The sequence below is a fragment of the Marinibacterium sp. SX1 genome (genome assembly GCF_050389775.1).
Lineage (GTDB): Bacteria > Pseudomonadota > Alphaproteobacteria > Rhodobacterales > Rhodobacteraceae > Marinibacterium.
The window spans coordinates 1,671,263-1,695,327 of sequence record NZ_CP177144.1; the positions used below are offsets into that span (position 1 = coordinate 1,671,263).

Sequence of the window (24,065 nt, forward strand, 5' to 3'; positions counted from 1 at the left end):
CTCTCCGCCGGGCGGGGCGCCTTGCGTTTAGGATGTCACACCCGCCGGGCCGGCCGGCGCGCTCCCACCCCGGCGATGGCGCGCGGGGCCGGGGCCGTGGCACATGCCCACCCCGCTTGCCGGCCGGCCCCTGACGGAACGTAGCGCCGGGCGGGGCCTGCAAAATCCTTGAGATACACCGCCGCCCGGGGAAAGCTGGCCGCGACATATCGCAAGGGAGGACGCGGTCATGGATATCGAGGGGGTGGGCGCCATTGTCACCGGCGGCGCATCGGGCCTGGGGGGCGCCACGGCGGCGCACCTGGCCGGGCTGGGCGCGCGGGTGACGATCTTTGACCTGAACGAAGACCAGGGCCAGGCCCATGCCCAGGCTATCGGCGGGCGGTTCCACAAGGTCGACGTGACCGATGAAGCCGGGGTCATGGCCGGGTTGCAGGCGGCCCGGGGGTTCTGCGAGGAACAGCGGATCTGCGTCAATTGCGCGGGCATCGGCCCGCCGGCCAAGACCATCGGGCGCGACGGCCAGGCCCTGCCGCTGGGCGATTTCTCGGCGGTGATCGGGGTCAACCTGCTGGGCACGTTCAACGTGCTGTCGAAATTCGCGGCGATGATCCACGACAGCGACCCGCGGGGCGAAGAGCGCGGGGTGATCGTCAACACCGCCTCGGTCGCGGCCTTCGACGGCCAGATCGGCCAGCCGGCCTATGCCGCGTCGAAGGGCGGCATCGTGGGCATGACCCTGCCCATCGCCCGGGAATTCGCCCGTCACGGCATCCGGGTCATGACCATTGCCCCGGGCCTGTTCCTGACCCCGCTGCTGGCCTCGCTGCCGCCCGAGGCCCAGGCCTCGCTGGGGGCGCAGGTGCCGTTCCCCAGCCGGCTGGGCGATCCGTCGGAATATGCGCGCATGGTCGAGGCCATCGTGACCAACCCGATGCTGAACGGCGAGACGATCCGGCTGGACGGTGCGATCCGCATGGCGCCGAAATGAGCGCCGGTGCCGGCGCGGCGCCACGGCCGGTGGCCCGGGCATGACCCGCCCGCCCGCGCCGATCGGGCCGCCTGGCTGCTGGTTTCGCGATGCAAGATGGGCTATATCCCGGTTTTGTTGCCTTGACGGGAAACCACGTTGATCGACCGCCGGATCAAGTTCCGCCACATCCAGTGTTTCGTGGAAATCAGCCGCGAGCGCAGTTTCAAACGCGCGGCCGAACGGCTGTACCTGACCGGTCCGGCGATCTCGAAGACCCTGAAAGAGCTTGAGGACATCCTCGGCGCGCCGCTGCTGACGCGCAGCCGGGCCGGGGTGGCCCTGACCAATCAGGGCGAGGTCTTCCTGCATTTCGCCCAGATGTCGCTGGCCGCCCTTCAACAGGGGCTGGACGGGGTGGAACAGGCCGGCCGGCAGGCCGCCGAGAACCTGGCCGTGGGCGCGCTGCCCAGCGTGGCCGCCCGGCTGATGCCCGCGGCGGTGTCGGTCTTCATGGAGATGCGCCCGCAGGCGCGGCTGCGCATCATGGACGGGCCGCACGGGTTCCTGACCGACCGGATGAAGCTGGGCGAGCTGGACCTGGTCATCGGGCGGCTGGCCGGGCCGGAGCAGATGCAGGGCATTTCCTTCACCCAGCTTTACACCGAACGGGTGGTCTTTGTCGTGCGGGCGGGGCATCCGCTGCTGGACGCGCCCGATCTCGAGCGCATTGCCGACTGGCCGGTGATCTATCCCTCGCCCGGTTCGGCCATCCGCCCTTTGGTCGACCGGTTCATGGTCGAACGCGGGGTGGGCGAGCTGCCGCGGCGGCTGGAAACCGTGTCGGGCGCCTTTGGCCGGGTGCAGACGCGGAGGTCCGACATGGTGTGGATCATCTCGGCCGGGGTGGTGGCCAACGAGATCGCCGATGGCCACCTGGTGCAGCTGCCCTTCGACACCGGGCTGACCACCGGGTCGGTCGGGCTGATGACCCGGGCCGGCGAAACGCCCTCGGCGGTCGAGCAGGTCTTTCGCATGGCGCTGTCGCAGGCGGTGGACACATTGGCGTTAACGGCATGATGCGGGCGGGAAAAACGCCTTGCTCCCGGTCGGGGCGGGGTGTCTTCTGCGCGGCACGGAAAACGGCCGGAAAGGACACGCCATGACATTCGCGAAACAGGCGGGGGGCATTGGCCGGGGCGGCGTCGCTGGCCTGATCCGGGGCCTGATCGGTGGCTTGATGCGGGGTTTGTCGGGCCGTGCGCGGGGTCTGTCGGGCACTTCTGTCCGGGACCTGATGGGCGGTTTGATACGGGGCCTGACGGATGGCCCGACGCGAGGTCAGACGACTGACCAGATGCGGCGCCTGAAGGATGCCTCGACCCCGAGCCTGACAGACCGGCTGATACAACGCTTGCCGGCACGCGCGCTGGCCACGCTGGCGGCTGGCATTCTGCTCGCCGGCACCCTGGCGGGCGGGGCGCGGGCCGGTGAGGTGACGGTCTTTGCCGCGGCCAGCCTGAAGACCGCGCTGGACGAGATCGCCCGCGATTACGCCGACACGACCGGCGACGAGATCACCCTGTCCTTTGCCGGCTCGTCGGCCCTGGCCCGCCAGATCCAGCTGGGCGCGCCGGCCGATCTGTTCATCTCGGCCAACGAGGCCTGGATGGACGCCCTGCAGGACGACGGCCTGATCCAGCCTGGCAGCCGGGCCGACCTGGTGGGCAACCGGCTGGTGGTCATCGGCCACGGGGCCCCGGGCGCGGCCGATGACGATCTGCCCCTGGCCGAGGCCCTGGGCCAGGGCCGGGTGGCCATGGCCCTGGTCGATGCCGTGCCGGCCGGGATCTACGGCAAGGCCGCGCTGCAATCGCTGGGCCTGTGGGACGAGGTCTCGCGCCGGGTGGTGCAGGCCGACAACGTGCGCTCGGCCCTGGCCTTCGTGGCCCTGGGCGAGGCGCCGGCGGGCATTGTCTATTCCACCGACGCGGCGGTCGAGCCGCGGGTGTCGGTGCGCGCGGTCTTTCCCGAAACCTCTCACCCGCCGATCCGCTATCCCGGCGCGCTGCTGACCGGCGCGGATGGTGCGGCCAAGGATTTCCTGGCCTACCTGCAGGGCGCCGAGGCCCGGGCGGTATTTGACCGGCTGGGCTTTTCCGGGCCGGAAGGATAGGGCGCGCGTGGGCTGGCTGGGACCCGAGGAATGGAGCGCGGTGGCCCTGTCGCTCAGGGTGTCGTTCTGGGCCATGCTGGTCAGCCTGCCCTTCGGGGTCTTCACCGCCCTGGCCCTGGCGCGGTGGAGCTTTCCGGGCAAGCAGATCGTCAACGGCATCGTGCACCTGCCGCTGATCCTGCCGCCGGTGGTTACGGGTTACCTGCTGTTGCTGACCTTCGGCGTGCGCGGGCCGGTGGGCGGGCTGCTGGACCGGGTGGGCATCACCCTGGCGTTCCACTGGACGGGGGCGGCGCTGGCCGCGGGGATCATGGCCTTTCCGCTGATGGTCCGGGCGATCCGCCTGTCGATCGAGGCGGTGGACCCACGGCTTGAGCAGGCCGCAGCGACGCTGGGTGCCTCGCGCGGCTGGGTCTTTCTGACCGTGACGCTGCCGATGATCCTGCCGGGCATCCTGGCCGGGGCGATCCTGGCCTTTGCCAAGGCGATGGGCGAATTCGGGGCGACGATCACCTTCGTGTCGAACATTCCCGGCCAGACCCAGACGATCCCTTCGGCGATCTATGCCTTCCTGCAGGTGCCCGGCGGCGAGGGTGCGGCGCTGCGGCTGGTGGCCGTGTCGGTGGCCGTGGCCATGGGCGCGCTGCTGGTGTCCGAGGCCGTGTCGACCCGGGTGGCCCGGCGCGTGGCGGGGGCGTGATGCTGGACCTGCGCCTGCGGCACCGGCAGGGGGCCTTTGCCCTCGACCTGGCCTTTCGGGCCCCGCCGGGCATCACCGTGCTGTTCGGCCGGTCCGGGTCGGGCAAGACGACAATCGTCAATGCCGTGGCCGGGCTGCTGGATCCCGACGAGGGGCGCATCGCCGTTGCGGACAGCGTGCTGCTGGACACAGGGGCGGGGGTGAACCTGCCGCCGCACCGGCGCCGGCTGGGCTATGTCTTTCAGGAAGGCCGGCTGTTTCCGCACCTGACCGTGCGCCAGAACCTGGGCTATGGCCGGCTGTTCGCGCCGCGCGGGGCGCCGCGCGAGGACATGGGCCGGATCGTCGAGATGCTGGGCCTGGGCGATCTGCTGGCCCGCCGGCCCGGGGCACTGTCGGGGGGCGAGAAACAGCGGGTGGCCATCGGCCGGGCGCTGCTGGCCGCGCCGCGCATGATCCTGGCCGACGAGCCGCTGGCGGCGCTGGACGAGGCGCGCAAGGCCGAGATCCTGCCCTATTTCGAACGGCTGCGCGACGAGGTCGCCGTGCCCATGCTCTATGTCAGCCATTCCGCGGCCGAGGTCGCGCGGCTGGCCACGACGGTCATCGCGCTGGACAACGGGCGGATCACCCGGCAGGGCCCGGCGGGCGAGGTGCTGGCCGATCCGATGGTGCTGCCGACCGGCGTGCGGGCGGCGGGGGCGCTGATCGAGGCGGCGGTGGTGCGCCACCATGACGATGGCATCACCGAGCTCGACGCCGGCGGCGTGCCGCTCTTCCTGCCCGCCCTGTCCCAGGCCCCGGGTCAGCGCATCCGCCTGCGCATCGCGGCGCAGGAGGTCGTGCTGTCGCGCGGGGCGCCGCAGGGCCTGTCGGCGCTCAATGTCATTCCGGGGGTGATCGACCGGGTGCGCACGGGCGAGGGGCCGGGCGCACTGGTGTCGCTGCGCACGCCGGCCGGGCCGGTGCTGGCCCGGGTCACGCGACGGTCGGTCGAGGCCCTGGGCCTGGCCGAGGGCGTAAGCTGTCATGCCGTGGTCAAATCGGTAGCCATCGCGCCCGAGGATGTTGGCGGGGCGCGCGAACGGTCCTGAGGCGGGGTGCCGGTGCCGTTGTTGCCGTGGCCGGGGGGCCGCAGGTGAGGTCGTGACCTTCGTCGGTTGCCGTCACCGCCGCTGCCCTTGCTGTCACCGGTGCTGCCGCGCCCGTCGCCACCGTGCCCGTCGCCACCGCCTTCGGGGCCGTCACCGTCCCGCCGCCGGTCCTGTCACGGCCTTTTTGTTGTTTTCATCGCCGCTGACTTTTCCGTCACCGATACCGCCGCAGCTGTCGCCACCGCCGTTGTGGCCGCTACCGCCCGGCCGCGCCGGGTCAGTCGGCCGCGTCGGCCATGGCCTGGGCGCGGATGGCCATTTCCATCACGTTGAACGGATGCTCCTGGGGCATGGCCGTTTCGGTGCGGTTGCGGATGTCGTCGATCAGCCTGGCGAAATAGGGCAGGCCGGCATCCCGGGCGTCGATCGTCTCGCAGCGCGTGCCATTGGTCAGGATCAGCGTGTCACTCCGGTCCGAGCGCCCGGCATCGACATATTTGCGCAGCTCGATCGTGCCTTCGGTGCCCAGCAGGAACAGCCGCCCGTCGCCCCAGGTCGGCAGGCCGTCCGGGGTGAACCAGTCCAGCCGGACATAGCCGTCGATCCCCGGCGCCTTCAGCGCCACCTGGCCGAAATCGCGGAAAGCCGGATCGCCGGGATTGGCCCTGTTGGCCGTGCTGGCCAGGGTGATCTCGGCCGTGCTCAGCCCGCCGAAGACCAGGAACTGGTCGATCTGGTGCGAGCCGATGTCGGTCAGGATGCCCCCGTTGCGCGCCGGGTCGAAGAACCAGTCGGGCCGGGAGGGCCGGTTCAGCCGGTGCGGGCCCAGGCCGATGGTCTGGATCACCCGGCCGATGGCCCCTTCGGCCACCAGCTCGGCCGCGGCGGTGACCGACGGCACCTCGAACCGTTCCGAGAAGTCGACCGACCAGATGCGCCCGGTGCGGGCGACCTCGGCGCGCAGTGCGGCCAGCTGGTCCAGCGTCAGGCAGCCGGGCTTGTCGCTCATGACGTCCTTGCCGGCGGCCATGGCGCGCAGGGCGATAGCCGGCCGGTCGCAGGGCACGGCGGCGGTCAGGATCAGGTCGATGCCCGGATCGTCCAGCAGCGCATCCATCGCCGCGACCCGGGGCGCTTCGGGAAAGCGCCGGACAAAGCCGTCCAGCGTGCCGGGCGTGCCATCGGTCCACCAGCCGGCCAGCTCGGCCCCGGCGGCCTGCATGTGGCCGGCCATGGTATAGATGTGGCGGTGGTCGATGCCGATCACGCCCATGCGCAGGGGGGCGGTCATGTCAGGGCTCCTTGCAGCGGGATCTGGCGGCCCTGGCGGGACGAGGCGGCGATGGCGTCGATCAGCCGGTGCACGGCCAGGGCCGAGCGGGCGGTGATGGCCGGCGGGCGGTCATCGGCCAGGGCGGTGGCGAAATCCTCGATCACGGCCTGGTGCCAGGCATGGGTGAAGGCCATCGGATCGGCCCCGCCGCCGCCCGTCGTGCCGCTGCCGCCGATCTCTTCGATGCGCCCGTCGCGCCAGTGCAGCACCAGGTGATCGCCGGCCAGCCGGGCCGAGGCCCGTTCGCAATTGATGACGATCTCTTCCGAGGCCCCGGGGAACTGGGCCGTGGTGGCCATGACAGAGCCCACCGCGCCCGAGGCAAAGCGCAGCCCGGCGGTGGCGAAATCCTCGCCTTCCAGCTCGTGCAGGCGGGTGGTGGCCGTCAGGGCCTGCACGCCGGTGACATGGCCGCACAGGTGCAGGGCCAGATCGAGCGTGTGGATGGCCTGGGTGATCAGCACGCCGCCGCCGTCGCGGCCATAGGTGCCCCGGCCGGGGCTGTCGTAATAGGATTGGTCGCGCCACCACGGAATGCGGATGTCGACGCTACCGATCCGGCCCAGCTGGCCGGCGGCCAGCCGGGCCTGCAGGTCCAGGGCGGCCGGGCGCATGCGGTGTTGCAGGGTGACGCCACAGGCCAGCCCGGCCTCGTCCATCAGGGTGACGATGGCCTCGGCCCGGCCGGTGTCGCGTTCGACGGGCTTTTCCATCAGCACCGGCAGGCCGGCCGCGGCCAGGGTGCGGATGATGTCCTGGCGGGCGTCGGGCGGGGTCAGCAGGATGACGAAATCCAGCTCTTCATCGGCGGCCAGCGCGTCGAGATCCTCATAGACCCGGGGCTGGCCGTGGCGGTCGGCAAAGGCCCGGGCCTTGTCGGCATCGCGGGCCATGACGCCATGCAGCCGGGCCGCGCCGGCATCGCGCAGGGCATGGGCATGGGTGTCGGCCACCATGCCCAGCCCGATCAGCGCGGCGTTGCGGGGCCTCATGTCGCGCCCTCGGCCGGTGGCGGGGCGGTGTCGCGCGGCAGGATCGCGCCCTTGGCGCCGACGACCCGCGCGGCCAGGGCGTGGCCGGCGGCCAGCGCCCCGGCCTCGGTCGCGCCGGTCAGCCGGGCGCCGAGGTAGCCGCCGTTGAAACTGTCGCCCGCGGCGGTGCTGTCGATCACCCGCGGGGCGGGGGGGAAGGGCCCGGCGGCGCTGCCATCCAGGGCCAGCGGCCCGGCCGCCCCCCGTTTCAGCGCGCCCGAGGTCAGGCCATAGCCGGCCAGCCGGTCGAGCACGGCGGCTTCGGTGGCATCGCCGAACAGGGCCATTTCGTCATCGACGCTGGGCAGGGCGATGTCGGTCTGGCGCCAGGCCGCGGCAACGGCCGCGCGGGCCGTGGCCTCGTCGGGCCAGAGCCGGGGCCGATAGTTGGAATCGAAGGCCAGCAGCCCGCCCCCCGCGCGATAGCCGGGCACCCAGTCGAGAAACGCCTGCCGGTGGCCTTCGGGCAGGATGGCCAGGGTGATGGCCGACAGGTAGAGGATGCGCGCCCGGCCCAGCCGGTCGAAATCCAGCGCCCCGGGGGCCAGCATCTGGCGGGCGGCGGAGCTGTCGCGCCAGTAATAGAACGACCGTTCGCCGGCGGCATCGGTGGATATGGCATAAAGCCCGGGCAGGCGGCTGTCGTGGCGGGCGACCAGGCTGCAATCCAGCGCCTCGGATTGCATCATGGCAACCATCTGGTCGGACAGCGGATCGCGGCCCAGGCAGGTGGCATAGGCAATGTCCAGCCCGGGGGCCTGGCGCTTGAGGTAGATCGCCGTGTTCAGCGTGTCACCGGCAAAGCCCACGGCCGCGCGGCCGCCGGGGTCGGAGGCCAGCGACAGCTCGACCATGGCCTCGCCCATGCAGATCACATCGATCATGGCCTACCCCTTGAACCGGTCGGCGAAGAAATCGACCATCTCGGGCACCATGGCCTCGCCCCGGCCATCGTCCAGCGCGGCCTGCATGGCGGTGTCGGCGCAGGCCGACATGATCGTGGCCGCCCCGAGATCTTCGGCCATGCGGCGGTAATAGCCCACGTCCTTGGCCCCGTTCTTGATGGCAAAGGCCAGCTGGGTGGCATCGCCGTCGACGGCATAGGCCCGTACGAAATCCATCATGCCCGATTTCAGCGGCCCGGCCGACATGACATCATACAGGCCCTGGCGGGGGATGCCCGCCGCATCGGCCATGGCAAAGGCCTCGGACATGGCATTGGCCGTGGTCATGGCGAAGAAGTTGTTGATCAGCTTGATCGTGTGGCCGGAGCCCAGCGGGCCCAGGTGAAAGACGTTTTCGCCCAGGTCGTCCAGAACCGGCTTGATGCGGTCATAGGTCGGCCGGTCGCCGGCGGCCATGATGTTCAGGAGCCCGTCCTTGGCATGGCTGGGCGTGCGGCCCAAAGGCGCGTCGAGATAGACCGCCCCGGTGGCGGCCGTCTCGGTGCCCAGCTCCTTGGTCGACGAAGGCAGCGAAGTGCCGAAATCGACGACAACCTTGCCCGCGCCCAGCCCGGCCAGCACGCCATCGGCTCCGCGCATCCGGCCTTCGACATGATCCGAGGTGCCCATGCAGAGCATGATGATGTCGGAGGCCTCGGCCAGGTCGCGGGCGGTGGCGGCCTCGGTCGCACCGCGGGCCAGCGCGGCCTCGATGCCGGTGCGGTCGCGGTTGCCCAGCACGCTCAGCGCATAGCCCTTGTCCTGCAGGCGGCCGACCATGGCCGCGCCCATCAGGCCCAGGCCGATGAAGCCGATCTTGGGTAATGTCATGGGGATACTCCTTCGGGCCGGGTCGCGGCCTCGATTTTGAGGGTGGTGTCGAGCGTCTTGCGGGCGTCTTCGGCGCTGACGACAGGGCTGGCGCGGCCCGCGATGACCTCGGCGAAATGGCTCAGCTGCCGGGCCAGGGGCTCGGCGTCTTCGATGGTGGTCTCGGTCGGGCGGGGCAGGTCGTTCCAGGTCTCGGCGCCCGACCAGATCCGCAGCGAGGGGAATTCGATCGCCCCGTGGGTGCAGGCGATGCGCAGGTAGTCCTGGCCGGTCTTCGGGATCGCCGGGCTTTCGCCGGTGCCGGCCTCGAACCCCCAGGGGGTGGGGGTGGTGTCGGCAAAGGCGATGGTCGCGGTCATGCCGCTGTCAAAGCCCAGCACGGCCCCGCCGCTTTCGGTGCGCGCGGCGCCCCGCACGGCGTTGGAGCCGAAGCCCGAGACATGGACGACCTCGCCGAAGAGCCAGCGCAGGGTGTCGACATCGTGGATCAGGTTCTGCTTGACCGGCGCGCCGTCCATGCCCGCCCGCCAGTCGACGTCGAAATAGCTGTCGGGCTTGCGCATGGTCCAAAGGAGGGCAGCCGTGACCGGGTGGCCCAGCTGGCCCGAGGCGATGATCTCTTTCAGCCGGGCGATGCGCGGGTGGTGGCGGCGGTGGTGGCCGACCAGCACGTGGCGACCGGTGCGGGCGGAGGCGGCGATCATGGCCTGGGCGGCGTCGAGATCCTCGGCCACGGGTTTCTCGACGAGGACATGCCAGCCCCGGTCCAGCGCGGCCAGGGTCAGGGGCGCATGGCTGGGCGTGGGGGTGGCGATGACGATGCCGTCGGCGGGGACATCGACGCGCGCGATGTCGTCAAAGCCGGGCACGTCGGCGGGCCGGCGTTCGGGCATCGGGTCGATGACCCCGGCCAGGGTGAGCGCCGGATTGGCGCGGATATGGGCCATGTGGCGCTGGCCGATCATGCCGGTGCCGGCGATCAACAGGCGGGTCATGGCCGGCCCCGCTCGCCGCGCCCTTGCAGGCCCGTCTCGCAACCTTCGTGCATCACATCACCGCTCCGATCTGCCAGGGGACAAACTCGTAATCGCCAAGGCCCTGGGCCTCGGATTTCGACATTTCGCCGGAGGCCACGCGCAGGAACAGCTCGTAGATCTCGCGGCCCTTTTCCTCGACGGTCACGCCATCGGTCAGGATCTCGCCGGCGTTCACGTCCATGTCCTCGATCATGCGGGTGAACATCTCGGAATTGGTGGCCACCTTGATCGTCGGTGCGGGTTTCGACCCGAAGGCCGATCCGCGGCCGGTCGTGAAGCACACCAGGTTGCAGCCCCCCGCGATCTGGCCCGTCACCGAGGCCGGATCGTAGCCGGGGCTGTCCATGAAGGTGAAACCGGCGGCCGTCACCGGCTCGGCATAGCGGTAGACGCCGGTCAGGGGAGACGTGCCGCCCTTGGCCGCCGCGCCCAGCGATTTTTCCAGGATCGTCGTCAGCCCGCCCTTCTTGTTGCCGGGCGAGGGGTTGTTGTCCATCGAGCCCTTGTTGCGCGCGGTGTAATCCTCCCACCAGCGGATCAGGCCGACCAGCTTGTCGCCCGTCGCCCGGTCCGCCGCGCGGCGGGTCAGCAGGTGCTCGGCCCCGTAGATCTCGGGCGTTTCGGCCAGCACGCCGGTGCCGCCCTGCGCGGCCAGCAGGTCGCAGGCATATCCCAGGGCCGGGTTGGCGGTGATCCCCGACCAGGCATCGGACCCGCCGCATTGCAGGGCGACCTTGAGGCTGGAGGCCGGGCAAGGCTCGCGCCGGGCCTCGTTCACCACGGGCAGCATGGCGCGGACCTTGTCGATGCCCATCTCGATGGTCTTGCGCAGGCCGGCGACCCCTTGGATGTTCATCGTCTGGAACAGCGGGCCCTGTTTCAGCCCGTAGGCCTCGAGCAGCCAGTCGATCTGGTTCATCTCGCAGCCCAGGCCGACCATGATCACCCCGCCATGGTTGGGATGCTTGGCATAGCCCCACATGACCCGTTGCAGGGCCTCGAACCCCTCGCCATTGCCGCCCATCCCGCAGCCGGTGCCATGGACAAAGGCCACGACCCCGTCGACATTGGGATAATCGGCCAGCTCGTCGGGCCCGAAGGCATCGGCGATGCGCCGGGCGGCGGTGGCCGAGCAATTCACCGAGGTCACGATGGCGATGTAGTTGCGCGTGCCCACCGCGCCGTTTTCGCGCCGGTAGCCCATGAAGGTGTCGGGCGTGGTGGCCGGGGCGACGGGGCGCAGGTCGGTGCCGAATTCATAGGCCACGTCGGTGTTGCGGAACTCGACATTGTGGGTGTGCACGTGGTCGCCCGCCGCGATGTCCTGCGCGGCATAGCCGATCAGCTGGGCATATTTGCGGATCGCCCCGCCGGCGGGGATGTCGGTCGTGGCCACCTTGTGGCCCGAGGGGATCAGGGCGCGGGTCGCGACCTCTTCGAGGACCGTGCCGGCTTCAAGGGGACGGGTGGCGGTGACGACATTGTCGCTCGGGTCGAGACGGACATGGGCGCGCATTGGCTGTTCCTTGGTGGATGCGGGGCGCGCCGCCGCAGCGGCGCCCCGGAGGGGGAGGAGGGGGCATCACTTGCCCCACTCCAGCAGGATTTCGACGATTGGCGGCCAGATCAAGAGCACCGACAAGGCAAGCAGCTGAATGCCGATGAATGGCAGGAAGCCCTTGAAGATATCGGTCAGCTGGATGTGCGGCGGGGCCACCGATTTCAGGTAGAAGGCCGCGGGACCAAAGGGCGGCGACAGGAAGCTGACCTGCATGTTCATGCAGAAGAGCACCCCGAACCAGACCGCCAGGTATTTCGGCTGCAGCGTGCCGAGCAGGCCGATTTCCTCGATCGGCAGGCGCTGCACGATGGGCAGGAAGACCGGGATGATCAGCAGCACGATGCCGACCCAATCCATGAAGGCGCCCATGAAGAGCAGGATCAGCATCATCACCAGCAGGATGCCCATGGTCGGCAGGTCGGCCCCGATGATCAGGTTGGCCACGTAGGTCGGGCCTCCGGCGATGGTATAGGCCCCGGCCAGGGCGGCCGCGCCGATGGTCACCCAGATGATCGTGCCGGTCGATTTCAGCGTGCGCATCAGGCTGTCCCAGACCAGGTCAAAGGAGGCCTCGCCGCGCAGGATCGACAGGATCAGCACGGAAATCGCGCCCATGCCCGCGGCCTCGGTGATGCCCGTGATGCCCCCGTAGATCGAGCCCAGGACAACCCCGATGACCACGATGGGGGCGACGAGGCCCTTGCCCATCGACCAGCCCAGGGACGTCCGGTCGCGCCCGAAGCCAAACAGCATCAGCAGGATCGACACCACGACGATGCCGCCCAGCCAGGGCACATGCACGGCCATGCCCAGCGAGATCGGATCCTCGCCCTCGCCGATGACGTTCTGGCCCGTGAGCGTGAAGAACAGCGCGCGCAGGAAGAGGATGGTGCCGAAGCCGGCGACCAGCACGTTGAGGAAGGCCCCGAAGAGCGCCAGCTTGGCCAGGCCCACGGGCTCGCCCGGTTGCGGGTCGGGCAGGGGGGCCAGCGAGGGGTTCATCCGCGTGCGGATGACGATGTAGAGGATGATGAAGCTGGCCAGCATGAAGCCGGGCAGGAAGGCGGCGGTAAAGAGCGCCTTGATCGAGGTTTCGGTGATCAGGCCAAAGATGATCAGCACGATCGACGGCGGGATCATCGTGCCCAGGGAGCCCGACGCGCAGATCGTGCCGATGGCCAGGTTCTGGTCATATCCCAGCCGCAGCATCTGGGGCAGGGCGATCAGGCCCAGGAGAACGACCTCGCCGCCGATGATGCCAGACATGGCGGCCATGATCACGGCCATGATCGAGGTCACGATGGCAATGCCCCCGCGGGTCCGGTTCAGCCAGACATTCAGCGAGGAATACATGTCCTTGGCGATGCCGGACCGTTCCAGCAGCGAGGCCATGAAGATGAAGAGCGGGATGGATATGAGGACGTAATCCGTCAACAACCCGTATATCTTCTGGGCCAGGATGTTCAGCGGTCCCGACCCGGGCCGGCCGGTCAGGATGCCCTCGCCAAAGGTCCAGGGCGCGGTCAGCAGCTGGGGTTCGAACTTCATGACCAGGACGCCCACGGCCAGCACGGCCGAGGCCAGGCCAAGCGGCATGCCGATGGCCAGCAACAGGACCAGCCCGATCAGCAGGACCAGTGAAATCGTGCCGATATCCATTAACCGCGCTCCCCGTTGCGATGGCTCTGGTTGCCCTGGATGGCGCCGCGCGTCACATCCATCTCTCCGGTGCCCTCGGCACCCACGGCCGCGCGCAGGCGGTCCAGCTCGTCCTGGTCGATGTCGTCGGCGGCGGTATGCACCACCGGCTCGGCATTCCAGTCGGCGATCAGGTTGACCACGGCCTGGATGGCCACGAAGCCCACGATGAACAGGACCATCGGTTTCAGCGTGGCCGGGATCGGCGGGTCGAAGGCCGTGCCGAAGGTCTCCCAGCGGTGCAGCTTGGTCAGCGCCTCGCCGTAGCCGCCGTAGATCAGGGCAAAGGCAAAGAGCACGATCAGCGAGGTCGAGATCACGTCGCAGACCCGCTGCAGCCAGCGCGGCAGCACGTCGTAGAGCAGGAAGATGCGGATATGGCTGCGCTGCTGCATGGCATAAAGCCCGGCGCAGAGGAACACGAAGCCCGCGATCCACAGCGACAGCTCGTTGGCCCAGAGCGTCGGGGCCTCGAAGGCATAGCGCAGGATGACCTCGTAGAGCATGACCGAGGTCAGCACGACGATCATCATCATCGTCACCCGGCCGATGAACACGGCAAAGCGGTCAAAGCGCGTCCAGTCCTGGAATTCCATCGGCGCGCGGTGAACGGTCGCCACCCCCAGCACCAGGAAGACCACGATCCCCGCCATGGCCAGCCAGTCGACCAGGTCGGCCGATCCGCCGAACAGCCCGGCCATGCCCGGCGTCACGTCGTTGCGCGCATGGATCGCGGCAAGGTTGTCATAGGCCGACTGGTCCGCCGGCGGGTTGAAGGTCAGCGTGAAGGCCGGCAGATGCCAGATCACCCATCCCGCGCAGACGATGAAGGCAAGTGGCGCCAGCCACTCCACCGGTCCGGCTGTTCTTTCTTCCATGGCGCCCTCCCTGGCCGGTCCCCCGGGCCGTGGCCGCCCTTCGGGGACAAAAAGGGCGTGCCCGTTTCCGGGCACGCCCATCCATGTGTCAGACGATCACTCGGAAACCAGGCCGAGCTGGGTCAGGTAGGCCATGTGGCTGTCGACCAGGGCCTTGGCCTCGGGCGTCGTGGCGAATTCGGGCCAGGTGGCCTGGGCCGCGTTGCGGAACAGCTGCAGGTCTTCGTCCGACCAGGTATAGATGTTCACCCCGTCGGTGCGCAGCTGGGCCACGGCCTCGGCATTGGCCTTTTCAAAGGTCAGCGCGGTGCGCAGGGCCAGGGCCTCCATGGCCACCTTCATGATGCGCTGGTGATGCTCGGGCATCGCGTCGAACACGGCCTTGTTGCAGGCCAGGTGATCCGACGGCATCGAGTGGAAGCCCGGGAAGTTGGCATGCTTGGCGATGTCGTAAAGGCCCATCCCCATGTTGTTGGCGATGCCCGAGGCGTCGGCCCCGTCGATGATCCCGGTCTCGAGCGCGGTGAAGATCTCGGTGAAATCCATCACGATGGGCGAGGCGCCCAGCTTTTCGAAGATCTTGGTCTCCATCCCCGGGGGCGAGCGGAATTTCCAGTCCTTGAAGTCGTCGGCATTGCGGATCGGCTTGGTCGAGGCCAGGCTCTCCTGCCCGTAGACCCACCAGCCGATCAGCTCCATGTCGTACTTGTTGTAAAGCTCCTGCGCCGCGTCGAGGCCACCGCCGTAGTACAGCCACGACAGCTGCTGGTAGGGCGTCGAATAGCCGCCCATGATGTCGCCCACGAACTGGAACGCCGGGTTCTTGCCGGTCTGGTAGCCGCCGCCGGTCATGTCGCAATCCAGGATGCCGGTCGCCGCCGCGTCGAAGGTCTCGACCGATTTGACCACCGAGGACGAATAGAACATCTCGATGGCGATCTCGCCGTTCGACATGGTCTGCACGTTGTCGACGAATTCTCCGGCCAGCTTGCCCGACACGGTTTCCGGCGCGTAATGCGTCTGGATCCGCAGGGTCGTGGACTGGGCCAGGGCCGTGGTCCCGGCCAGAATGGCTGCCGCGCCAAAGGCGCCGGCGACAAGGGTCGCAAGTTTCATGTAGGGGTCTCCTCCCAGTGACCGATGGACCCGCTCCGGCATCTTGGCGCCGGTTGACGGGCAAGGTGGGGCCTACGGTAGCGAGGCAAATTCCACCTGCCAACGAAAAAATTGAAAATCAGGAAAATTTTGAAATTTCCTTGTGACGGCAGTTTTTTTGTCTATCGTGGCGGCGTTGCACGGCCGGTGGGAGGACCGGATGAGGGTTGAGACGCCAGAGATTTTCGCGGATCTCCAGCGCAAGCTGATGACGGCCGAGCTGCGCCCGGGAACCAAGCTCAAGCCATCGGAATTGCAGGGTTTTTACGGCTGTTCGGCCAATACGGTGCGCGACGTCCTGCTGCGCCTGTCCAAGGTCGGGCTGGTCGAATTCGAAATGCAGCGGGGCTTTCGCGTGCGGGCGACAACGCCCGAGCGGCGCCACGACGTGACCCGCTTTCGCATCCTGCTGGAACAGGAAGGCGCCCGGCTGTCGATGCTCAACGGCGGGGTGGGCTGGGAATCGCGGCTGACGGCGGCCCATCACAAGCTGAGCCATATCGAGACGCAGATCGCCGGGGCCGACGATGTGACGCCCTATCTCGGCCTGTGGTCGGATGCCGAACTGGAATTCCACGAAACCCTGATTTCCAGCTGTGGCAGCCCGATCCTGCGCGAGACCTACAGCGACATCTACGCGCAATTCCGCCAACAGATGGTCGGGCTCGAACGCGACTTCGGATCGAGCTATTTCCATTCCATCATCGATGAACACCAGGCGGTGCTGGACGCGGCGCTGGCCCGCGATGTCGAGGCCTGCCGGACAGCGATCTACGACCATCTCAAACGCAATCTCTGAACCTCGGAGGAGGGGTTCCATGACCATGAACGGAAGCGAGACATGACCGGACGACTGACAGGCAAGCGGGCGCTGACCACGGCGGCGGGGCAGGGGATCGGCCGGGCCACCGCCCTGGCCATGGTGCGCGAGGGGGCCCATGTCTTTGCCACCGACATCAACGTCGAGGCGCTGGACGCGCTGAAGGCCGAGGCCGAGGGCCTGGCCGGCACGCTGGATGCCTTCGTGCTGGACGTGCGCGACGATACCTCGGTCAGCGTGGGTGTGGATCATGCCGCGCCCGACATCCTGTTCAACTGCGCCGGTTTCGTGCACAACGGCACCGTGCTGGATGCAACCGACGAAGACTGGGCCTTTGCCTTCGACCTGAACGTGCAATCGATGTTCCGCACGATCCGGGCGGCGTTGCCGGGCATGCTGGACCGGGGCACCGGGTCGATCGTCAACGTGTCCTCGGCGGCCTCGTCGATCATCGGCGCGCCCAGCCGGTTCATCTATGGCACGACCAAGGCCGCGGTGATCGGGCTGACCAAGTCGGTGGCCGTGGATTATGTCCGCCAGGGCATCCGCTGCAACGCGATCTGCCCGGGCACCGTCGAAAGCCCGTCCTGGCATGACCGGGTGACGGCCGCCGGGGCGGCCACCGGCGATGTTGACGCCGCGCGCAAGGCCTTCATCGACCGCCAGCCCATGGGCCGGGTCGGCACGGCCGAGGAGATCGCGGCCCTGGCCGTCTACCTGGCCTCGGACGAAAGCGCCTTTACCACCGGCCAGACCCACGTGATCGACGGCGGCTGGTCGAACTGAGGAACCAAAGCCATGACCTACAAGACCAAGCTTCGCTCGCAGCAATGGTTCGACAATCCCGACAACCGGGAAATGACGGCGCTGTACCTTGAGCGCTACCTGAACTACGGGCTGACCCGCGAGGAACTGCAATCGGGCAAGCCGATCATCGGCATCGCCCAGACCGGCAGTGACCTGTCGCCCTGCAACCGCCACCATATCGAGCTGACCAAGCGCGTGCGCGACGGGATCAACGCCATGGGCGGCACGGTGATGGAAATCCCGGTGCACCCGATCCAGGAAACCGGCAAGCGGCCCACGGCCTCTCTCGACCGCAACCTGGCCTACCTGTCGCTGGTCGAAAGCCTCTATGGCTATCCGATCGACGGGGTGGTGCTGAACATCGGCTGCGACAAGACCACCCCCGCCCTGCTGATGGCCGCGGCCACGGTGAACATCCCGGCCATCGCCTTTTCCGTCGGGCCCATGCTGAACGGCTGGTTCAAGGGCAAGCGCGCCGGGTCGGGCACCGTGGTCTGGAAGGCCCGGGAAATGCATGCCGCCGGTGAAATCGACGACGAAGGCTTCATGGAACTCGTCGCGGCTTCGGCGCCCTCGGTCGGTTATTGCAACACGATGGGCACGGCGACGACGATGAATTCCCTGGCCGAGGCCCTGGGCATGCAGCTGCCCGGTTCGGCCGCCATCCCCGCGCCCTACCGCGAGCGGGGCCAGATGGCCTATGCCACCGGCAAGCGCATCGTCGAGATGGTGCACGAGGATCTCAAGCCCTCCGACATCATGACCCGTGAGGCGTTCGAGAACGCCATCGTCATCAACTCGGCCATCGGCGGGTCGACCAACGCGCCGATCCACCTGAACGGGATCGCCCGCCACCTGGGCGTGCCGCTGGACAACGACGACTGGCAGGCGTTCGGCCACAAGGTGCCGCTGCTGGTCAACCTGCAGCCGGCCGGCGAATACCTGGGCGAGGATTACCAGCATGCCGGCGGCGTGCCGGCCGTGGTGGGCGAGCTGATGGCCGCGGGCCTGCTGCCCAACCCCGGGGCGGTCACGGCCAACGGCCTCAGCATGGGCGAGAATTGCGGCGAGAGGCGCAGCGAGAACGCGCAGGTCATCAAGACCGTGGCCGAACCGCTGAAGGCCCAGGCCGGGTTCGTCAACCTCAAGGGCAACCTCTTCGACAGCGCGATCATGAAGACATCCGTGATCAGCGCCGATTTCCGCAAGCGCTACCTGTCCAACCCCGACGATCCAGATGCCTTCGAGGCCCGGGCCATCGTCTTTGACGGACCCGAGGATTTCCACGCGCGGATCGACGACGAGAGCCTTGGCATCGACGCCAATTGCGTGCTGATCATGCGCGGGGCCGGGCCGATCGGCTATCCCGGCGGGGCCGAGGTCGTGAACATGCGCGCGCCGGCCTACCTGATCAAGCAGGGCATCACCGAACTGCCCTGCATGGGCGATGGTCGGCAATCGGGCACCTCGGGGTCGCCGTCGATCCTGAACGCCTCGCCCGAGGCGGCGGCGGGTGGCGGGCTGGCGCTGGTGCAGACCGGCGACACCGTGCGCATCGACCTGGGCAAGGGCACGGCGGACATGCTGGTTGACGAGGCCGTGCTGGCCGAGCGCCGCGCGGCCCTGCCGGACCGGCCCTACACGCCCGAAAGCCAGTCGCCCTGGCAGGAGATCTTCCGCGAGAAGGTGCGCCCGTTCTCCGAGGGCATGACCCTGCGCGGGGCCGATGCCTTCCGCGACATCGCCCACAAGACGATGCCCCGCGACAACCACTAGGGCCCTGCGCCCGGGGACCGGTCCGCGCCTGTCGCGGGCCGGTCCGCCCCCGCGCCACGACCCGCCGGGGCTGGGCAACCGGGGATCGCCGCAACGGTCCTGGCCCGTGCCCGGCGCAGGCCGAAACACCTCCGATCCGCGCCTGTCGCGGGCCGACACGCCCACACCCCGCGCCCTGCCGCGGGCCGGCACAGCCCCGCCCCGCGTCCTGCGCGGGCGGGAACGACCTCGCCCCGCGCCCGCCGCGTGGCACCAAGATGACCGGCAGGTGCCTGGTGCCTGCCGCCCCGACACCGGACACGCGCCCGCCGCGTGGCCTGTCCCCCATCCGGCGCGCATCCCGCGCGTCCCGACGAAAGGATACGTGATGAAACTCGTCCGCTATGGCGCCCCCGGCGCCGAGAAACCCGGCATGATCGACGCCGCCGGCGCCCTGCGCGACCTGTCGGTGCACATGCCCGACCTGACCGGCCAGACGCTGGGCGATGCCACGCTCGACATGCTGCGCGCCATCGATCCCGAAAGCCTGCCCCTGGTCGAAGGCGACCCCCGCCTTGGCCCCTGTGTCGGCAATATCGGCAAGTTCATGTGCATCGGCCTGAATTACTCGGACCATGCCGCCGAGACCGGCGCCGACATTCCCGAACACCCGATCCTCTTCATGAAGGCCAATTCGGCCATTGTCGGGCCGAATGACGATGTTGTCCTGCCGCGCGGGTCGAAACGCTCGGACTGGGAGGTCGAGCTGGGCGTGGTCATCGGCAAGACGGCCAAGTATGTCAGCGAGGCCGAGGCGCTGGATTACGTCGCGGGCTATTGTGTCTGCAACGATGTCTCGGAACGCCGGTTCCAGGGCAAGCTCTCGGGCCAGTGGACCAAGGGCAAGTCCTGCGACACCTTCGGCCCGACCGGCCCCTGGCTGGTCACCCGCGACGAGATCCCCGACGTGCAGAACCTGGGCATGTGGCTGGACGTCAACGGCAAGCGCATGCAGACGGGCAATACCTCGACGATGATCTTCACCGTTGCCCAGATCATCGCCCATCTGTCCGAGCTTTTCACCCTGCAGCCGGGCGACGTGATCTCGACCGGCACGCCGCCGGGCGTGGGCATGGGCATGAAACCCGAGCCGGTCTACCTGGCCCCGGGCGACGTGATGGAACTTGGGATCGACGGTCTTGGCCAGCAGCGCCAGGACGTCAAGATGGATGCTTGACCGGATGACCGACAAACCCGTGCTTCTGCAGATCGGCCAGATGACCGCGATCATCCTGGCCAAGCTGGCCGAACGCTTCACCCTGGTGAAGCTCGGCGATCAGCCCGACCGGGCGGCCTTTCTGGCCGACCGGGGGGGGGAATTCACCGCCGCCGTGACCGATGGCCATGCCGGCCTGCCGGCCGACGTGATGGCGGCCATGCCCAACCTGCGCGTCGTGTCCAGCTTTGGCGTGGGCTATGATGCCATCGATGCCGATGCCGCGGCCGCCCGGGGCATCGTCGTGACCCACACGCCCGACGTGCTCAACGACGAGGTGGCCGATACGGCCATCCTGTTGTGGCTGGCGGCCACCCGGCGGATCGTGGCCGCCGATCACTGGGCCCGGTCGGGCAAATGGGAACGCGAGGGGGCCTTTCCGCTGACCCGTTCGGCGCAGAACCGCGTGGTCGGCATCCTGGGGCTGGGCCGGATCGGCCAGACCATCGCCCGGCGGGCCGAGGCGTTCAACGCGACGATCCTCTACCACGCCCGCAGCGACAAGGGCCTGGATTGGGAATATTGCCCCGACCTGGTCGACATGGCCGCCCGGTCCGATGTGCTGATGGTCATCACCCCGGGCGGGCCGGAGACGCGCAACCTGGTGTCCGATGCGGTGATCCGCGCGCTGGGGCCCGAAGGCATCCTGGTCAATGTCGCCCGGGGGTCGGTCGTCGACGAGCCGGCGCTGGTCAAGGCGCTGGAAGAGGGCGCGCTCGGCGGGGCGGGGCTGGATGTCTTTGCGGCCGAGCCGAAGATCCCCGAGGCGCTGAAGGCCATGGAAAACGTCGTGCTGGCCCCGCATGTCGGCAGTGCCTCGGTCGAGACGCGCCAGGCCATGGCCGACCTGACCTGCGAGAACCTCTTTCGGTTCATCGAGGATGGCAGCGTGCTGACCCCGGTGCCGGAATGCCGCGGGTTGCTGTGACACTGGCCTGAGCGGCGGCCCGGAACCAGCGGGGTTCCGGGCGAAACGACGCGCCAGAGGACACGAAGCCCCAGAAAATTCGTCGAATTTTCTGGGGCCACGCCGCAGGTGAAAAAATCGGGGTGGCCCGGCCGGTCAGCCGGGCCGCCGCCGCATCAGGTAGATGTCCATGATCCAGCCATGGGCAGCCCGGGCCTCGGCCCGTGTCCGCTGGATGCGCGGCCCGGCTTCGGTCAGCGGCCCGGCCTCCAGAACCTGGTTCTCCATGCCCAGGAACGCCCCCCACCAGATCTCGATCCCTTCGGGCGCCAGCCCGGCAAAGCTTGTTTCGCCGTCGAGCATCACGGCCACGATCTCGGCGCCCTCGGGCCAGCCGTCGTCGCGCAGACGCCGGCCGGTGGTGATCGTGACCGGCCCGTTCACGCTGTTGAGCGGGATGGCATGGGCCGCCGTCAGGGCCTGCAGGGCGGTGATGCCGGGCACCACGCGCAGCCGCGGGGCCGGGTCCAGCCGGGCGGCGATGCGCAGGGTGCTGTCATAGAGCGAGGGATCGCCCCAGACCAGCAGGGCCACGTCGCGGGCCCGGGGATGGGCGGCCATGGCCCCGGCCCAGCGGGCGGCGATGGCATCGTGCCAGCGGTCGACCCGTTCGAGATAGGGCAGGGCCGGATCGCGCTCGGGCATCTCGAAGCTGGCCACGGGCGGGGGCATGTCGCTGACATCGGCCAGGATCTGGCGGCGCAGGTCGGCCAGGTCGGACTTGGCCGCGCCCTTCTCGGGCAGCAGCACCAGGTCGGCCCCGGCAATGGCCCGGCGGGCTTCCATCGTGACATGGTCGGGATTGCCCGTGCCGATGCCGATCAGGTGAAGGGTGATCACCGGCCGGCCTCTTCGTTGCCCGTGTCGCCCGTGCCAGTTCCGTCTGTGCCAGTTCCGTCCCTGCGTGTGCCGCTCTCGACCATGCCGGTCGGTCCTGTTCCGCTCTTGCCGGCCACGTCCGCGTCCCTGTCGCCCGTTTGCCCCACGGCGCCCTCGTCCGGCACCGGGGCCTCGGCCGCCAGCGGACCATAGAGGATCAGCGCCGGGTTGCGCCCGGGATCGCCGTCCAGCTGCGCGGCCAGCCCGGCCAGGGTCGCGCGCTGCAGCCGCTGGTCGGGGTGGCTGACGTTCTCGGCCAGCAGGGCGGGCGTGTCGCCGGGCAGGCCGTGTTCCTGCAGCATCGCCGCCAGCCGGGTGAAGGTGCGCTTGCCCATGAACACCACCGTCGTCGCCTGGGCATCGGCCAGTGCCGCCCAGTTCAGATCCTCGGGCAGGGCGCCGGTCACGTCATGGCCGGTCACGAATTGCACCCGCCGGGCGGTCAGCCGCCGGGTCAGCGGAATGCCCGCCGCCGCCGCCGCCGCACAGGCCGAGGGCACGCCGGGGATGACCTCATAGGCCACGCCCGCGGCCTGCAGGGTGACCAGCTCTTCCTCGAGCCGGCCGAACATGCCGCCATCGCCGGATTTCAGCCGCACCACGCGCTGGCCGGTCCGCGCGTAATCCAGCAGCAGCCGGCTGACGTGGTCCTGCTTGGGCGATGGCCGGCCGGCCCGCTTGCCCACGCCGACCAGGTCGGCCCCCGGGCGCACATGGTCCAGGATCGGCCCGGCCGACAGGTCGTCGAACAGCACGGCATCGGCCCGTTGCAGCCGGTCGACGGCCTTCAGGGTCAGCAGCTCGGGGTCGCCCGGGCCCGAACCCACGAAACTGACAAAGCCGCTCATGGTGTCTCTCCCGCGATCAGGTGAAAGAACGTCCCCGTGACCCGGCCGCGCAGCGAGCCGGTCTCGGCCACCGGCGCGCCATCGGCATCGGCCACCCGCGCCAGCGGCGCATCGGGCTGTTCGAGGATCGTCGAATAGTGGAATTCATGCCCGCGCAGGGCCGCGCCCGGCCCGGCCCCGGGCATCGCGGCCTCCAGCACGGCCCGGCGATAGCCCAGGTGGAACTTGCGCTTTTCATAGGACGTCACCAGCCCAAGCAGCCCGGCCATCCGGTGGCGCTGGCCGTCCTTGTCGATCAGCGCCTCGCCCAGGGCCATGTAGCCTCCGCATTCGCCATGCACCGGGCGGCTGCGGGCAAAGTCGCGCAGGCCCTCGCGGAACCGCTCGGCCGCGGCCAGCCGGCCGGCATGCAGCTCGGGATAGCCTCCGGGCAGCCAGGCCAGGTCGGCCCCGGGGTCGGGCGCCTCGTCGGCCAGCGGCGAGAACGGCAGGATCTCGGCCCCGGCGGCCCGCCAGCCTTCCAGCAGATGCGGGTAGGTAAAGGAAAAGGCCGCGTCGCGGGCCAGGGCGATGCGCTGCGCCGGAGGGCTGGGCAGGGCGCCGCCGGCGGGCAGGGCATGGGCCATGGCCGCGGCCCGGATGGCCGCCAGGTCGACATGTTCGCGCAGGAAGTCGGCATAGCCCGCGATGGCCGTTTCGAGATCGGGATGCTCGACGGCCTGGATCAGGCCCAGGTGGCGCTCTGGCAGGGTCAGGTCGCCGCGCCGGGGCAGCACGCCCAGCACGGGCATGTCCACGGCCTCCATGCCCCGGCGGATCAGCCGTTCGTGGCGCGGCGAGGCCACGCGGTTCAGGATCACCCCGGCAAAGGGCAGATCGGGCCGGTAGCTGCGAAAGCCCAGGGCCGTGGCCGCGGCCGACTGGGCCTGGCCGCCGGCATCCAGCACCAGCACCACCGGCCAGCCCATCCGCGCCGCCGTTTCGGCCGAAGATCCGAAGCCGGCCCGCCCGGCCGTGGCCACCCCGTCGAACAGGCCCATCGAGCCTTCGGCCACGACGATGTCGGCCCCGCGGGCCCGCCCGCCTATGGCCTGCAGCAGCGCCTCGTCCATGGCCCAGCTGTCCAGGTTGAACGACGCCCGCCCGGCGGCGGCCAAGTGAAAGGCCGGGTCGATGTAATCGGGGCCCGACTTGAACGGCTGCACGGTCAGCCCGTCCTGGGCCAGGGCCCGCAACAGGCCCAGCATGACCGTTGTCTTGCCCGTGCCCGAGGCCGGGGCCGAGACCATCAGCCCCGGGGGCATC

At 69.3% G+C, this 24,065-nt stretch carries 21 protein-coding genes and 1 pseudogene; 10 read left to right on the plus strand and 12 right to left on the minus strand.

The features are described 5' to 3' along the window. The first annotated feature begins 229 nt into the window (after nucleotides 1-229). The 5 genes from ACK3BB_RS07370 (at nucleotide 230) to modC (ending at nucleotide 4,940) form a co-directional block, all read left to right on the plus strand. Nucleotides 230-991, plus strand: a complete 762-nt coding sequence (locus ACK3BB_RS07370; protein WP_428928071.1) for an SDR family NAD(P)-dependent oxidoreductase — start codon at nucleotides 230-232, stop codon at nucleotides 989-991. Between the two features lie 138 nt (nucleotides 992-1,129). Next, a complete protein-coding gene (gene pcaQ, locus ACK3BB_RS07375) occupies nucleotides 1,130-2,050 on the plus strand; it encodes a pca operon transcription factor PcaQ (RefSeq protein WP_428928072.1) in 921 nt (306 codons plus the stop codon). Between the two features lie 277 nt (nucleotides 2,051-2,327). Further along, the gene (gene modA, locus ACK3BB_RS07380) at nucleotides 2,328-3,146 is read left to right on the plus strand and encodes a molybdate ABC transporter substrate-binding protein (protein ID WP_428928073.1); all 819 of its coding nucleotides are present in this window, start codon (nucleotides 2,328-2,330) and stop codon (nucleotides 3,144-3,146) included. Nucleotides 3,147-3,153: 7 nt separating this feature from the next. Beyond that, nucleotides 3,154-3,846 carry a molybdate ABC transporter permease subunit gene (gene modB, locus ACK3BB_RS07385; RefSeq protein ID WP_428928074.1) on the plus strand — a complete coding sequence of 231 codons (693 nt, stop codon included), beginning with the start codon at nucleotides 3,154-3,156 and terminating at the stop codon, nucleotides 3,844-3,846. Further along, complete coding sequence (gene modC, locus ACK3BB_RS07390) at nucleotides 3,846-4,940, plus strand: molybdenum ABC transporter ATP-binding protein (protein ID WP_428928075.1); 1,095 nt, start codon at nucleotides 3,846-3,848, stop codon at nucleotides 4,938-4,940. Before modB ends, modC begins: the two co-directional genes overlap by 1 nt. A 277-nt stretch (nucleotides 4,941-5,217) precedes the next feature. Here modC and ACK3BB_RS07395 read toward each other — a convergent pair whose 3' ends face one another. The 9 genes from ACK3BB_RS07395 to ACK3BB_RS07435 form a co-directional block, all read right to left on the minus strand. Further along, a complete protein-coding gene (locus ACK3BB_RS07395; protein ID WP_428928076.1) occupies nucleotides 5,218-6,231 on the minus strand; it encodes a Gfo/Idh/MocA family protein in 1,014 nt (337 codons plus the stop codon). Continuing rightward, a complete protein-coding gene (locus ACK3BB_RS07400; RefSeq protein WP_428928077.1) occupies nucleotides 6,228-7,265 on the minus strand; it encodes a Gfo/Idh/MocA family protein in 1,038 nt (345 codons plus the stop codon). Before ACK3BB_RS07400 ends, ACK3BB_RS07395 begins: the two co-directional genes overlap by 4 nt. Beyond that, entirely contained in the window at nucleotides 7,262-8,188 is a 927-nt protein-coding gene (locus tag ACK3BB_RS07405; RefSeq protein WP_428928078.1) for a sugar kinase, read from the minus strand. The genes ACK3BB_RS07400 and ACK3BB_RS07405 overlap by 4 nt, the downstream gene beginning before the upstream one ends. Nucleotides 8,189-8,191: 3 nt before the next feature. Next, nucleotides 8,192-9,079 (minus strand): NAD(P)-dependent oxidoreductase, encoded by an 888-nt coding sequence (locus ACK3BB_RS07410; RefSeq protein ID WP_428928079.1) that lies wholly within the window; start codon nucleotides 9,077-9,079, stop codon nucleotides 8,192-8,194. Next, complete coding sequence (locus tag ACK3BB_RS07415) at nucleotides 9,076-10,074, minus strand: Gfo/Idh/MocA family protein (protein ID WP_428928080.1); 999 nt, start codon at nucleotides 10,072-10,074, stop codon at nucleotides 9,076-9,078. Before ACK3BB_RS07415 ends, ACK3BB_RS07410 begins: the two co-directional genes overlap by 4 nt. A 52-nt stretch (nucleotides 10,075-10,126) precedes the next feature. Further along, nucleotides 10,127-11,632 (minus strand): UxaA family hydrolase, encoded by a 1,506-nt coding sequence (locus ACK3BB_RS07420; RefSeq protein ID WP_428928081.1) that lies wholly within the window; start codon nucleotides 11,630-11,632, stop codon nucleotides 10,127-10,129. A gap of 66 nt (nucleotides 11,633-11,698) precedes the next feature. After that, the gene (locus ACK3BB_RS07425; protein ID WP_428928082.1) at nucleotides 11,699-13,336 is read right to left on the minus strand and encodes a TRAP transporter large permease; all 1,638 of its coding nucleotides are present in this window, start codon (nucleotides 13,334-13,336) and stop codon (nucleotides 11,699-11,701) included. Further along, nucleotides 13,336-14,253, minus strand: coding sequence for a TRAP transporter small permease subunit (locus ACK3BB_RS07430; RefSeq protein ID WP_428928083.1), 918 nt, complete (start codon nucleotides 14,251-14,253; stop codon nucleotides 13,336-13,338). Before ACK3BB_RS07430 ends, ACK3BB_RS07425 begins: the two co-directional genes overlap by 1 nt. Before the next feature lie 96 nt (nucleotides 14,254-14,349). Further along, nucleotides 14,350-15,369 carry a TRAP transporter substrate-binding protein gene (locus ACK3BB_RS07435; protein WP_428928084.1) on the minus strand — a complete coding sequence of 340 codons (1,020 nt, stop codon included), beginning with the start codon at nucleotides 15,367-15,369 and terminating at the stop codon, nucleotides 14,350-14,352. 199 nt (nucleotides 15,370-15,568) lie between these two features. On the opposite strand from ACK3BB_RS07435, the gene ACK3BB_RS07440 reads away from it, so the two are divergent. From ACK3BB_RS07440 to ACK3BB_RS07460, 5 genes are all read left to right on the plus strand, one after another. Further along, nucleotides 15,569-16,207, plus strand: coding sequence for a GntR family transcriptional regulator (locus tag ACK3BB_RS07440; protein WP_428928085.1), 639 nt, complete (start codon nucleotides 15,569-15,571; stop codon nucleotides 16,205-16,207). Between the two features lie 42 nt (nucleotides 16,208-16,249). Further along, nucleotides 16,250-17,014, plus strand: a complete 765-nt coding sequence (locus ACK3BB_RS07445) for an SDR family oxidoreductase (protein ID WP_428928086.1) — start codon at nucleotides 16,250-16,252, stop codon at nucleotides 17,012-17,014. 12 nt (nucleotides 17,015-17,026) lie between these two features. After that, nucleotides 17,027-18,811: an IlvD/Edd family dehydratase gene (locus tag ACK3BB_RS07450; protein WP_428928087.1), complete on the plus strand. Its 1,785-nt coding sequence runs from the start codon at nucleotides 17,027-17,029 to the stop codon at nucleotides 18,809-18,811. 367 nt (nucleotides 18,812-19,178) lie between these two features. Then, nucleotides 19,179-20,027 (plus strand): fumarylacetoacetate hydrolase family protein, encoded by an 849-nt coding sequence (locus ACK3BB_RS07455; protein WP_428928088.1) that lies wholly within the window; start codon nucleotides 19,179-19,181, stop codon nucleotides 20,025-20,027. A gap of 4 nt (nucleotides 20,028-20,031) precedes the next feature. After that, complete coding sequence (locus tag ACK3BB_RS07460; RefSeq protein ID WP_428928089.1) at nucleotides 20,032-20,994, plus strand: 2-hydroxyacid dehydrogenase; 963 nt, start codon at nucleotides 20,032-20,034, stop codon at nucleotides 20,992-20,994. Nucleotides 20,995-21,129: 135 nt separating this feature from the next. Here the strand turns inward: ACK3BB_RS07460 and cobF are convergent, their stop codons facing one another. From cobF to ACK3BB_RS07475, 3 genes and pseudogenes are all read right to left on the minus strand, one after another. Continuing rightward, nucleotides 21,130-21,873: a precorrin-6A synthase (deacetylating) gene (gene cobF / locus ACK3BB_RS07465; protein ID WP_428928090.1), complete on the minus strand. Its 744-nt coding sequence runs from the start codon at nucleotides 21,871-21,873 to the stop codon at nucleotides 21,130-21,132. Between the two features lie 176 nt (nucleotides 21,874-22,049). Further along, nucleotides 22,050-22,760: pseudogene (gene cobA, locus ACK3BB_RS07470) on the minus strand (uroporphyrinogen-III C-methyltransferase); the annotation flags it as partial. Next, on the minus strand, nucleotides 22,757-24,064 hold the full coding sequence (locus ACK3BB_RS07475) for a cobyrinate a,c-diamide synthase (RefSeq protein WP_428928698.1): 1,308 nt from the start codon (nucleotides 24,062-24,064) through the stop codon (nucleotides 22,757-22,759). The pseudogene cobA and the gene ACK3BB_RS07475, both read right to left, overlap by 4 nt. Between the last annotated feature and the right edge of the window lies 1 nt (nucleotide 24,065).

Excerpts from the sequence above, each read along its gene's own strand:
- ACK3BB_RS07455 (WP_428928088.1), top strand. The coding sequence starts at position 19,179 with ATGAAACTCGTCCGCTATGGCGCCCCCGGCGCCGAGAAACCCGGCATG.
- ACK3BB_RS07445 (WP_428928086.1), top strand. The coding sequence starts at position 16,250 with ATGACCGGACGACTGACAGGCAAGCGGGCGCTGACCACGGCGGCGGGG.
- ACK3BB_RS07475 (WP_428928698.1), bottom strand. The coding sequence starts at position 24,064 with ATGCCCCCGGGGCTGATGGTCTCGGCCCCGGCCTCGGGCACGGGCAAG.
- modC (WP_428928075.1), top strand. The coding sequence starts at position 3,846 with ATGCTGGACCTGCGCCTGCGGCACCGGCAGGGGGCCTTTGCCCTCGAC.
- ACK3BB_RS07400 (WP_428928077.1), bottom strand. The coding sequence starts at position 7,265 with ATGAGGCCCCGCAACGCCGCGCTGATCGGGCTGGGCATGGTGGCCGAC.
- ACK3BB_RS07450 (WP_428928087.1), top strand. The coding sequence starts at position 17,027 with ATGACCTACAAGACCAAGCTTCGCTCGCAGCAATGGTTCGACAATCCC.
- ACK3BB_RS07460 (WP_428928089.1), top strand. The coding sequence starts at position 20,032 with ATGACCGACAAACCCGTGCTTCTGCAGATCGGCCAGATGACCGCGATC.
- ACK3BB_RS07415 (WP_428928080.1), bottom strand. The coding sequence starts at position 10,074 with ATGACCCGCCTGTTGATCGCCGGCACCGGCATGATCGGCCAGCGCCAC.
- ACK3BB_RS07430 (WP_428928083.1), bottom strand. The coding sequence starts at position 14,253 with ATGGAAGAAAGAACAGCCGGACCGGTGGAGTGGCTGGCGCCACTTGCC.
- ACK3BB_RS07435 (WP_428928084.1), bottom strand. The coding sequence starts at position 15,369 with ATGAAACTTGCGACCCTTGTCGCCGGCGCCTTTGGCGCGGCAGCCATT.
- ACK3BB_RS07440 (WP_428928085.1), top strand. The coding sequence starts at position 15,569 with ATGAGGGTTGAGACGCCAGAGATTTTCGCGGATCTCCAGCGCAAGCTG.
- ACK3BB_RS07420 (WP_428928081.1), bottom strand. The coding sequence starts at position 11,632 with ATGCGCGCCCATGTCCGTCTCGACCCGAGCGACAATGTCGTCACCGCC.
- ACK3BB_RS07395 (WP_428928076.1), bottom strand. The coding sequence starts at position 6,231 with ATGACCGCCCCCCTGCGCATGGGCGTGATCGGCATCGACCACCGCCAC.
- ACK3BB_RS07425 (WP_428928082.1), bottom strand. The coding sequence starts at position 13,336 with ATGGATATCGGCACGATTTCACTGGTCCTGCTGATCGGGCTGGTCCTG.
- ACK3BB_RS07370 (WP_428928071.1), top strand. The coding sequence starts at position 230 with ATGGATATCGAGGGGGTGGGCGCCATTGTCACCGGCGGCGCATCGGGC.
- ACK3BB_RS07405 (WP_428928078.1), bottom strand. The coding sequence starts at position 8,188 with ATGATCGATGTGATCTGCATGGGCGAGGCCATGGTCGAGCTGTCGCTG.
- modA (WP_428928073.1), top strand. The coding sequence starts at position 2,328 with ATGCGGCGCCTGAAGGATGCCTCGACCCCGAGCCTGACAGACCGGCTG.
- ACK3BB_RS07410 (WP_428928079.1), bottom strand. The coding sequence starts at position 9,079 with ATGACATTACCCAAGATCGGCTTCATCGGCCTGGGCCTGATGGGCGCG.